General features: G+C 61.1%; 9 protein-coding genes and 2 pseudogenes. 5 read left to right on the top strand and 6 right to left on the bottom strand.

Features of this window, described 5'->3' with window-relative positions; all coding sequences use genetic code 11:
- Nucleotides 1–50: 50 nt before the first annotated feature.
- The 3 genes and pseudogenes from BPNPMPFG_RS36130 to BPNPMPFG_RS36120 form a co-directional block, all read right to left on the bottom strand.
- A pseudogene (locus BPNPMPFG_RS36130) lies at nucleotides 51–925 on the bottom strand (nucleotidyl transferase AbiEii/AbiGii toxin family protein).
- Entirely contained in the window at nucleotides 918–1,535 is a 618-nt protein-coding gene (locus BPNPMPFG_RS36125) for a type IV toxin-antitoxin system AbiEi family antitoxin domain-containing protein (RefSeq protein ID WP_258597953.1), read from the bottom strand. Before BPNPMPFG_RS36125 ends, BPNPMPFG_RS36130 begins: the two are co-directional and overlap by 8 nt.
- Before the next feature lie 297 nt (nucleotides 1,536–1,832).
- On the bottom strand, nucleotides 1,833–2,204 hold the full coding sequence (locus tag BPNPMPFG_RS36120) for a helix-turn-helix domain-containing protein (RefSeq protein ID WP_258597951.1): 372 nt from the start codon (nucleotides 2,202–2,204) through the stop codon (nucleotides 1,833–1,835).
- Nucleotides 2,205–2,282: 78 nt separating this feature from the next.
- Between BPNPMPFG_RS36120 and BPNPMPFG_RS36115 the strand changes: the two genes are divergently transcribed.
- Genes BPNPMPFG_RS36115 through BPNPMPFG_RS36105 form a run of 3 tightly spaced genes read left to right on the top strand, consistent with a single transcriptional unit; the run spans nucleotide 2,283 to nucleotide 4,455 of the window.
- The gene (locus BPNPMPFG_RS36115; protein WP_258597948.1) at nucleotides 2,283–2,651 is read left to right on the top strand and encodes a multiubiquitin domain-containing protein; all 369 of its coding nucleotides are present in this window, start codon (nucleotides 2,283–2,285) and stop codon (nucleotides 2,649–2,651) included.
- Nucleotides 2,648–3,040 carry a hypothetical protein gene (locus BPNPMPFG_RS36110; protein WP_319946025.1) on the top strand — a complete coding sequence of 131 codons (393 nt, stop codon included), beginning with the start codon at nucleotides 2,648–2,650 and terminating at the stop codon, nucleotides 3,038–3,040. The genes BPNPMPFG_RS36115 and BPNPMPFG_RS36110 overlap by 4 nt, the downstream gene beginning before the upstream one ends.
- Nucleotides 3,019–4,455: a ThiF family adenylyltransferase gene (locus BPNPMPFG_RS36105; protein WP_258597947.1), complete on the top strand. Its 1,437-nt coding sequence runs from the start codon at nucleotides 3,019–3,021 to the stop codon at nucleotides 4,453–4,455. Before BPNPMPFG_RS36110 ends, BPNPMPFG_RS36105 begins: the two co-directional genes overlap by 22 nt.
- Here BPNPMPFG_RS36105 and BPNPMPFG_RS36100 read toward each other — a convergent pair.
- The 3 genes from BPNPMPFG_RS36100 to BPNPMPFG_RS36090 form a co-directional block, all read right to left on the bottom strand.
- Entirely contained in the window at nucleotides 4,452–6,041 is a 1,590-nt protein-coding gene (locus BPNPMPFG_RS36100; RefSeq protein ID WP_258597945.1) for a hypothetical protein, read from the bottom strand. The two genes, BPNPMPFG_RS36105 and BPNPMPFG_RS36100, sit on opposite strands and share 4 nt — an antisense overlap.
- A gap of 66 nt (nucleotides 6,042–6,107) precedes the next feature.
- Nucleotides 6,108–6,290 carry a hypothetical protein gene (locus BPNPMPFG_RS36095; protein ID WP_258597943.1) on the bottom strand — a complete coding sequence of 61 codons (183 nt, stop codon included), beginning with the start codon at nucleotides 6,288–6,290 and terminating at the stop codon, nucleotides 6,108–6,110.
- Nucleotides 6,291–6,499: 209 nt separating this feature from the next.
- Nucleotides 6,500–7,690 (bottom strand): RHE_PE00001 family protein, encoded by a 1,191-nt coding sequence (locus BPNPMPFG_RS36090; protein WP_258597942.1) that lies wholly within the window; start codon nucleotides 7,688–7,690, stop codon nucleotides 6,500–6,502.
- Nucleotides 7,691–7,745: 55 nt separating this feature from the next.
- Here BPNPMPFG_RS36090 and BPNPMPFG_RS36085 point away from each other — a divergent pair, with 55 nt between their 5' ends.
- Both BPNPMPFG_RS36085 and BPNPMPFG_RS36080 read left to right on the top strand, forming a co-directional pair.
- Complete coding sequence (locus BPNPMPFG_RS36085) at nucleotides 7,746–9,335, top strand: TnsB C-terminal domain-containing protein (protein WP_258597940.1); 1,590 nt, start codon at nucleotides 7,746–7,748, stop codon at nucleotides 9,333–9,335.
- 5 nt (nucleotides 9,336–9,340) lie between these two features.
- A pseudogene (locus tag BPNPMPFG_RS36080) lies at nucleotides 9,341–9,658 on the top strand (TniB family NTP-binding protein); the annotation flags it as partial.
- Nucleotides 9,659–9,682 lie beyond the last annotated feature (24 nt).

Raw genomic sequence — 9,682 nt, 5'->3', positions numbered from 1 at the left:
GACGCCCCTCCCCCAGTTACCTCATAGCTGAGATATCTGGCCTATGATTTTTAACTACTACTGGTTAAAATTGCGGCCTGTACAGCGTGCGGCATGAGAAATCCTGCTAAACTAACAACGACTTCTTCAAGCTTTCCCGGATTTACCGCGACATCTCTGACGAAGGCGATCCACTGACGCTGTTTTTGTTCATCGTTGGCGAAGGCCGGCGTCAGTGCATCGGGCGGGTCGATAGGGATCGGTGTCGCGCGCCGCGCGAACGTCGCCGCGATCGCGCGCGCAAGCCTATCGTCGGCGAAATCGAAGGATTTGCTGAGAATCCAGATATCGTAGAAGTCCTTCATGCGGCTATTCGCGCGTCCGAGCGCCACCATCGCCTGGAACTTCTCGGCAATGACCGTCTCGCGCGCGTAAGCGCGCAGGCGCGGCGCGGAAACGCCAGCATGGAGGGGTAGTCGAGCATTTCTGCCCCTGGCACCATCGCATCGCCAAAGCCGATATCGATTGTCAGACTGATCCGAGCACCGCTGATCGATGCCGTGGTCCGCAGTCGCAATCCGCCATATTCCAGTTCCTCGCGAATACGATCGACCCGGAGTGCGTCGGCGTCGAATTCCACGCCGTCGGCAGCTTCCTGCGCCAGGATTTCGCGGAATGTCGCCAGCATCGACTCCGGTTCAGTATCCCCGAAGCCCAACAGGTCGAGGTCGCGCGTGCCACGATGGGGGTCATCGAACCAGCTCATCATCAGCATTGCGCCTTTCAGGACGAAGCGGTCCGCATGTGGTGACTGGCCGAGCCGGAAGAGTAGCCGTTCGAGGGCAAAGCGCGTCAGGACGAGATCGAAGCTCTGACCGCTCGCCTTGGCAAGTTGCAGCAGGCGGGCGCGCACTGAAGCACCGATATTCTTCAGCTCCCTAGCCATTGGCGGTCAATGCCTCGAGATAGGGTCGAATGACCGTCGCGACCGCTCCTCGCTCGGCCTGCCTGGCAATTTCGCCGGGAGTTGTCTTGCGTTGACGCAGCGCTTCCTGAAGGCCTTCGATTGCCACGGACAGGCCGATCTTGTTCCGATACCGGAAGCAGTCGGCGACCGTCTTGGCGACGCTAAAAACCTTTACCGGAACGCCCTCGACGGTATGGGTCTCGACACCCTCCGTGAGCAGGCGGTCCGTGAAGCGCACCAGCCTAACCGCCGCGCCATCAGCCTTTGGGGCCCAATCTTTTTGTCCGATGGCAATCCACACCTGCCGCGGAAGCTGATCGGTAAGCTGGTGGAATGTGAGGGCCGAGACCAGGCAGACCACGCCCTTGGGCACGCGTTTCGCTGCCTCTGCGAGACTATGGTGAGCGTCGAGCGGCGCATCCGGGAGTTGATAAAGCCCTCGCGCGAGCCGGAGCACCTCCCCATCCCGCTCCATGCGGCTCATGGTAGCCGCGGTTACCCCCTCCGCGCGCAGCTCCGACAGACGCGCGATGCCACGCGCTTTCAGCACGGCGTGGGCAATTCGGCGCTGGGATGCGGGTGCGGGCAAGATACGTAGGCTCGGAGTATGGCGTCTATTCTCCGAGGGTTTGTATCACTCTACCTCCCTCTGGGAAAGATACGACAAAGTGCGCAATGCCGAATCCAGACGCAATTCGCGCGGTGCCGTAAAAGAGCCTGCGCAAGGCCCTCGCGCAAACGCTGATCGAATTGGTGTAGGAGCCTGCCGGAGTCAGCAGGAAATCCAGGAAGGTCCGGTCCGGAACGGCCGTGTCGCATACCTTCACGCACGTGGGCTACTGAGCCCCAGGTGCACGTGTAAATTGGCATACTGGTGCGGGCAAACCTACCGGCTCGTTCGCAGACGGGCGTAGGTTGCTTTTATTAGCTGATCGAGCGCTGTCGCCGCAGCCTTGTTGAGATTGGGGTCGTCGCGAAGAATCGAGGATATCTGCGCAAGTGGACTCGCGCCGCCGAAGCCCTTCTGCGGGACGCCCATAAACCGATCGGCCGACAAGCCCAACCAGTGTGTCAGAGCTGTCAGGCTGTCCACGTCAGGCCGCTTACCCTGCGAGAGCCGGGTCAGGGTTGATGCGCTTACCCCGGATTCGGCCGAAACATCCTTCCAGTTCAGCCCGCGTGCAATGCGTTCGCCATCGAGCGCTGCATGGAGGGCGTCGACGTCGAACTGTGCTGGTTCCTTTTTGTTCGATTTCACTCTTGAAATTCCACGTCTAGAATGCAATATGTGAATTTCACAATAGCAATCACGTTTCAGACTTGCAAGGAGATTGAAATGGCAGACGATGCGGACAACGAACGCGGGCAAGGCCCTGGCAGCGGTGGCGAAGGGGATCGCGGTGGTCGCAACGACAACGGGGATCATAGCAATCCCGGCAAAGGCGGTGGGCATGGTGACGAAGACGGTCCTGACAGGAAAATCGCGATTCTTGTAAACGAGAAGCCGGTCACCGTCGACGACAAGCAGCAGACAGGGATGTCGATCAAGCAGGCCGCGATCGCACAAAGCGTGCAGATTCAACTCGACTTCGTGCTGAGCGTCGAGCGTGGCGGCGGCAAAACCGACCTGATCGGGGACGACCAGCCGATCCGGGTCCACAAGGGCGACCGCTTCCTCGCTATCCCAAATGATGACAACTCATGACCCAGATTCAGCCCCAGATCGAGAAGGCCATCGCTGAGATAAGGCCTTCCTTTCCGGACTGTCGCGTTGAGGCGGAGCCCGACGGCGCGGGCGGCGCGTACGTGACGGTGCACGACCTGCCGCTCGGCCCACCTTATGTGCAGGCAAAGATCTGGGTTGGGTTTCAGATCACGTTCCAATACCCGTACGCGGATGTCTATCCACATTTCACCTGCCTTGAGCTGGCGCGGACTGATGGTCGCCCCCTCGGTGAAGGCCTCGGCACCGCCAGCTGGCGGGGCAGTTCGGCGACCCAACTCTCGCGCCGTTCCAACAAGCTCAATCCAGCTATCGATACTGCCGCGCTGAAACTTCTGAAGGTGATGCAATGGCTCCGAACACACCCGTAAAGCCTTGGCGGCTGACAATTTCCGAAGAGATGCATGCGCAATTGATGCGTCATCTTTTTCCAGGCGATGGCGACGAGCACGGCGCGATCATCCTCGCCGGCATATGCGAATCCGATCGCGGCTTGCGGCTCGTCGCGCGTGAACTCCACCTCGCGATAGACGGCGAGGACTATGTGCCGGGTAAGTACGGCTATCGCATGCTGAAGGCGCAATTCATACAAAGCCGCATTATTCGCGCCCGCGACGCGAACCTCGCGTATTTAGCGATTCACAATCATGGCGGTTCGACATCAGTGGGGTTTTCGCCGGACGATTTTGCATCGCACGAACGCGGCTATCCTGCCCTGATCGATATTTCTCGCGGTATGCCAGTCGGTGCGCTTGTCTTTGCGACGCATGCGGTGGCGGGCGATCTCTGGTTTGCAGGCAAAAGACGCGCCGAACTAGGCGAGGCGCATATTGTCGGCAATCGCCGGCAGTTCCTCTATCCGCAACCGCCGGCGCGCGCGGCGCTCAAGAGTGTAACGTATGACCGCCAAAGCCGGCTCTTCGGAGACACCGGACAGGCCATACTGTCAGGGACGCGGGTGGGCATAATCGGATTGGGCGGCGCGGGTTCTATTCTCGCCGAGCTGCTCGGTCGGCTCGGTGTCGGTGACTTCTTGCTGACCGATCCGGACAAGGTAGAAATCTCCAACCTGCCACGCCTCGTTGCGGCGGACTTCAGCGACGTGGCTCCTTGGTGGATCCCTTCCTTCCTGCGCGAACGGTTCCGCCGCTTCAAGGTGGACATAGCCGCGCGCAACATTCGGCGGGCAAACCCGCGCGCGAAGGTCACGGCGCTGCCGCGCGACTTTCTCGACGCCGACGTTGCCGAACGCTTCAAGGATTGCGACTACCTCTTTCTTGCCGCGGACACGATGAGCGCACGGCTGCTGTTCAATGCCATCGTTAATCAATATGGCGTGCCAGGCGTACAAGTCGGCGCAAAGGTGCCGGTCGGTCCTGACGGCACGGTCGGTGACGTATTCTGTGTGTCGCGGACGGTGCGTTCGGGGCATGGCTGTCTGTGGTGCAACGGTCTCATCAGCCCGTCTCGGCTGCAGGACGAGGCGGTGCCGGCGTCCACGAAAAAGGGCTACGCCTATGTTGATGATCCAGGGGTGGCGGCTCCGAGCGTGGTGACCATGAATGCAGTCGCCTGCGCTCACGCTGCGGACGATTTCTTGTTTCACATGACTGGCCTGAAGTACGAGAACGCCGAAACGGCTTGGTTCAGGTGGAATGCGCGCCGGGGTACCGCCAGCTATGACGTGCCGCGCATGGACCTGCAATGTCTCGAATGCTCGATGGTCGATGACAGCAGGCTTGCACGTGGGGATAATTTCCCGCTGCCGACGCGGCCACGCCGCTAGGGCCCCTTCTTCTCGCGACTGTGATAGAGGGCATCGTCTCGGATCTCGGTAACCACTTCGTTGCCGGTATCGACATCGCGGCGGATCAGCACGCCGGGCATGTGCAACGCGAGCAAGCCAGCATCGTCGCGGCCGGTCGACGTGGCATCGAGGATAGTATGGCCATACATGCGGCGCATCCCTGGTGAGGCCTGGTTATAGGATCCGGCAGTGGAGATTTCCGTAATCCAGGTGAAGTGCGGTAGATGCATGCGTGCGAGCACATCTTTCAAATCGTCGCATGCGCTACCTTGAGCGATATGCTTGCGATACCCCGCGGCTGACGTGAGGTAGGTGCGCAGGATGATCTTCTGCTTCTTGTGCGCCTCGATCAGTTCTTCAAGCAAACGGTCGTTTACCGTTGCGCCCTGAGTTGCCAATTTCTGTCGTATCGAAGCGATGTGGTTGAGTGCGAAGTTGAGACGACCAATCGCTGTGCGCTGCGCTGCAAGCGCGGTCGAGAAGACGCGTGTCGGCATCAGCACCACGCCGAACACAGCATGCTCCTCAACGTTGAGGTCCACAGGTGTTGTGGTCGAGAATGAATGCCGGATCAGCTGATTGGTATCGAAGTTATGTGTGGCCGAAGCATCGCGAGTGCGCGGCAGCAGCATGTATGGTCCAGCTTGATCGTCATGGACTATGAATGCCGGAACGTAGTCCGCAAGCTGATTGGATGGCGTCTTGCGGGCAGCGAAGACGCGGCCGATCACTGTGACGGCATGGCCAAGTCCGGTGCCGTGGCGCAACCCGAGGATGACCGGCAGGCCAGATTCCACGTAAGGAATGATGTCTGTCGCGATCTGATTGCCCGAGCCATCGATATAGAGCGGCTGAAATCCCATTTCATGAATGGCGTGGATCATGTGATCCGGTGTGAGAAACTCCGACCCGGCAGGAAGGGATGTCGCCTGATACGCGGTGGTTGGCGCTGCCATGCGCGTGATGTCGGCAACCGAGAGCCAGTTATACTTGTAGCGCTGATGCATGTGGCGCGCGCCCGTCCAGATCGCCACCTGGGCGCAGGCGCCTACGCGAGAGTCCTGCTGCATGAAGCACGCAGCCGATACATCGAGCTCAGCACCGAGGACGTTGGAGCGAATGTCGGCGCGGCATGTGACGACCGACTCAAGGCCAGCTCCTCCTGGCCCCATCTGCTTGAGGGCCGTCCTACCGATCGGAGCCCCTGGCAGCGGACGGACCACACAAAACCCGAGATAGCTGCGCTTTGAGGTGCGCTGCAGCGCGATGGTCCGTTCACTCCAGCTTGGCAGCGCGAGGATCGTAGCCACGTCTTCCTGGAAAAAATGTACGCGTTTGCAGTTGCGGTCGTAGGTGCGAAACGTCTGCGCATAAAAGCGCCGGTAGTCCGCGGAATAGTCGCGGTCGATATAGCGCGACTCGATAAGATAGGACTTGGCGCCGAGCGTGATGAGATGGCGAATAATGCTATGCACGGGACGTTGATCGTTGCCGCCGAGGACCTCGGCGAGTCCCGCCCAATCCTCAGGCGATGCCAGCGTTCCGACGGCGTAATCCAGATTCATAGGCAATCAATCTCGTCAACCCGTAGCGCATTTGTCTTCCTTTTTCGGGTGCGAAGGAATCAACAGCTATCTTAACGCAAATTTCTTGACGTCCTGAGCCGCCTTGATCGCGTTCTCTTGAATCTTTTCGATGGCGCGAATCGTCTCGGGATCGCTCTTGAGCGTGAAACCGATAGACTCCGCACTCATCTCGACACGCTCTCGGGTGGGAGGAACGTTGGTAGGTGCTGCGGGTGCTTTTTCGGTCACAATCGTGGCGGCGGCTTGGGGTTGGCGAGGGAGGCATCCGGGCCGTGCAGCGGTGGGCTCGGCAGCCCCGGATCAGCACACGAGTTTTCCCCTTATTACGGTGCTTCGCCGTAGGGCGTCAACCGAGACTGTTAGCGGGAAGCTGAATGCCTGTGATTATTGCTAACGGTCCACCGCGAGGTTCGTTCCGAACCTCGACGCCGTTCGGGCTACATAATGCCCCACGCACGAAACCTCCCCCTCCCCGTCATCTCGCGTAGGCCGAGCTCGCCGACCAGGTTGAGCGCGCCCTGCTTCGAGACTTTCAGCACCTCCTGAATCATGCCGGTGGAGACGACCGGCCGCGAGAGCACAAGCTCGAGGAGGTCAGGCAGTTTCGAGCTGGCGCGGCGTTGCTTGAGCCGCCGCTCCATCTGGCTTTTCGCCAGCACGAGACGGTCATGCTCCTTCAGGCCAGCCACGGCTGCCTCGTGAATGGCATCGAGGTAGGCCAGCAGCCGGTCGCTCCGATTGCGCGCCCGCCGCCGCTCCCGCGGAATGTTTTTGGCGCCGAGATGAAGTCCAGCGAGATGGTGCGCGGCAAGACCTTCCTGCCGTAGCAGCGCGGCAACCAGCAGCGATCCAAGCCAAGCGGCGTGCTGCAGCACCTCGATGTCTTGCCAGGCCTCGAGCAGGATCGCGGCGCGCATCACCAACGGCCACTCCCGCGTGTCGGCGAGCCCGGCCTGCCATTCGGCCAGCCGTTCTTCTTCATTCCAGTCGAGATCGTAGATCAGGTCCGGCCGGTCACATCGTGACGTTTCCTCTTTTCGAGCAGGCACGTCGGCACCGGCCAGGATCTTTGATGAGCGCGCCAGGACAGCATCGATCTCGGCAAATTCTTCCGCCAGAAGATCGTCCTCGGCATCGTCGCGACCGTAGACTTCAACGGCGCCGGCTTGAGTGCCCTCCCCTTCCCGGTTTTTTTGGCCCGCCGACACGGCGCCGCTGCGGCCGGTCAGGGCCAAAAAACCGTCCCGGCCGAGCGCCCAGTCCGGCTTCTGCGCTAGAATTCGCCGCCGGGTTCGCAGAACCGCATGTGCCCGCGTGAGCTCGTGGGTCGGGGTGCGGATGTCCATATGCGCGTCGTGCAGGACGAGGTCCTCGAGGTGGACGAGCTCGCCCTCGAGCCACAGCGCTGCGGTCGCGTCAGTGAAGTGCTGGCGTTCAATCCAGCCCTCGCGGACGGACGAGCGCGCCAGCCGCTCGTCGAGCCGCGCCAAAACCTCGGTGTGGCTTTTACTTGCGGATTTCAATCCGACAAATGTCATATCCCCGTTGGCTTCGGCTTGTATTTGAGCGACTGATTTCACGCTAAGAATTTCAATTATCTGGTGCGCCTTGCCGAAGCTATCGCACAACAAAGGAGTATCCGGCGCGTCCAGAACCGCTGCGGGTGATCCCGCTGAGCGCTGGTTGCTCGCGCGACGGATCGCACGCGAACTGGACAAGATTCTCGATACCGCCGCTTCGCGTCGGTCGGCGATTGCGCGGACGGCGGTGGAACTCCGGTTGTCGACGCGTCAGGTCTACAATCTTCTGGCGCGCTATCGCGACGATCGCACGGTGACAGCGCTGCTGCCGGTAGCCGGAAGACCGCGCCGGAAGCGTCTGCCCAAGGAGGTCGAGACGATCATCGCGGCGACGCTGCGCGAGCAGTGGCTGATACTGGAAGCGCCGCCGCTTGCCCCTGTTGTCGCCGAAATCCGCGCGCGTTGCGAGGAGGCCGGCTTTCGGCCGCCATCCTATGTCGCCGTCGCGCGGCGCATTCCGACCCTGTTCACGCCAGAGGAAATAGCCAAGGGGCGGTCAGCCAACTTGAAGCATCTTCACCGCCTGAAGCCGCGACCGGGTTATATCCACGCGCCGCGGCCCCTCGATGTCTGCCAGATCGACCACACGCCGACCGACATCAATTTCGTCGAGGTGATCGACGGTGCCGGAATTTTCGTCGGCCGCGCCTACCTGACGATCGTCACCGACGTCTTCTCGCGCTGCATTCTGGGCTTTTGTCTGACGCTGGAAAAACCGTCTTCCCTCTCCGTCGCACTCTGTCTGGCGCACGCAATATGCGCGAAGGATGGGTGGATGGCCGCACGCGGTCTCGATCATGACTGGCCAATGTTCGGCCGGCCGCGCCGGCTTGTCACCGACTCCGCCAAGGAGTTCAAAGGGCGGGCGTTTCAGCGCGGCTGTGAGGACTATGGCATCCACATCCAATATCGTGATCGCGGGCGCGTTCACCAGGGCGGTGTGGTCGAGCGTCTCCTGGGCAAGCTCAATGCCGTGCTCGCCGCACACCCAGGATCGACTGGACGATCGGTGGCCAACCGTGACGAATATCCGTCGGAAAAGCGCGCTTGTCTGAGCTTTGCCGATCTCGAACGCTGTGTGACGCTCGCTATCATCGATCATAATCTCCATGAAAACGGAAAGACCCTGAAGGTGCCGCTCACCGAGTGGCAAGCACGTGCCGCGGAGCTGCCGCGCTTCAATGACGAATCGCATCAGGTGCTGCTAACGTTCCTACCAAGCGCCGAACGGCGCCTGACGCCGCAGGGCATCAGCATGTTTGCCCTATTCTATTACGCGCCGTGGCTCGGCTCGTTGGTGCCGGAGCGTGACCGGTTGGGGAAACTGGAGGTCCGCTACGATCCGCGCGACATCAGCAATGTCTATGTCCGCGACCCGGCGAGCGCCGCGTTTCGTCCTGTGCCTCGCCGTGACGGGATATCGACACCGGTCACCTTGTGGGAACACGAAAGCGACCGCGCCAACCGCCGGGTGGCGAATTCCCGGTCGAATGTCGAGAAGGTCCAGTTTCGCCGACAAATTGCGACCATAGCGGGGACCGCCAAGGCCAAGAAGGCGGAATTGCGCGGTGCCGCACGCGCCGTCCATGCGGCGGGAGCACCCAAGCTTTATGAGGCGATGGCGCCGTTGCCGCCGGCCCCGGCCGAGCACCCGGTGCGTCAGAAGCGGCGGCTGCCGGTCGAAGAATGGTAGCGGGGATGGCCGATCATCTCCTCGACCATGTGCGGCCCTATCTCGATCGAGACACGGAGGAGCGGGTCGCCTTCATCCGCGCGCCGCGCTGGATCGGCCATCACACGGCGCTGGAGGCCCATGAGCGGTTGGCCGATCTGCTGTCTCGGCCGGCTACGCTGCGGACCAATGGCCTGATGCTGGTCGGTCCTTACGCCAACGGCAAGACGATGATCGCCGAGCGGTTTGCTGTCGAACATCTGAAAACATCGCCGGAGCAACGGGTCTTTATCGTGCAGACCCGCGAGGGTGCCGGACTTGCCCACTTCTATGCGAGCGTTCTTGGGGTGGATTGAAAGTACATGTAA

The organism is Mesorhizobium sp. AR07 (assembly GCF_024746815.1).
Classification (GTDB): domain Bacteria; phylum Pseudomonadota; class Alphaproteobacteria; order Rhizobiales; family Rhizobiaceae; genus Mesorhizobium.
Note: the sequence above shows the minus strand (reverse complement) of the source record. Positions and strands in the feature narration are given on the sequence as shown.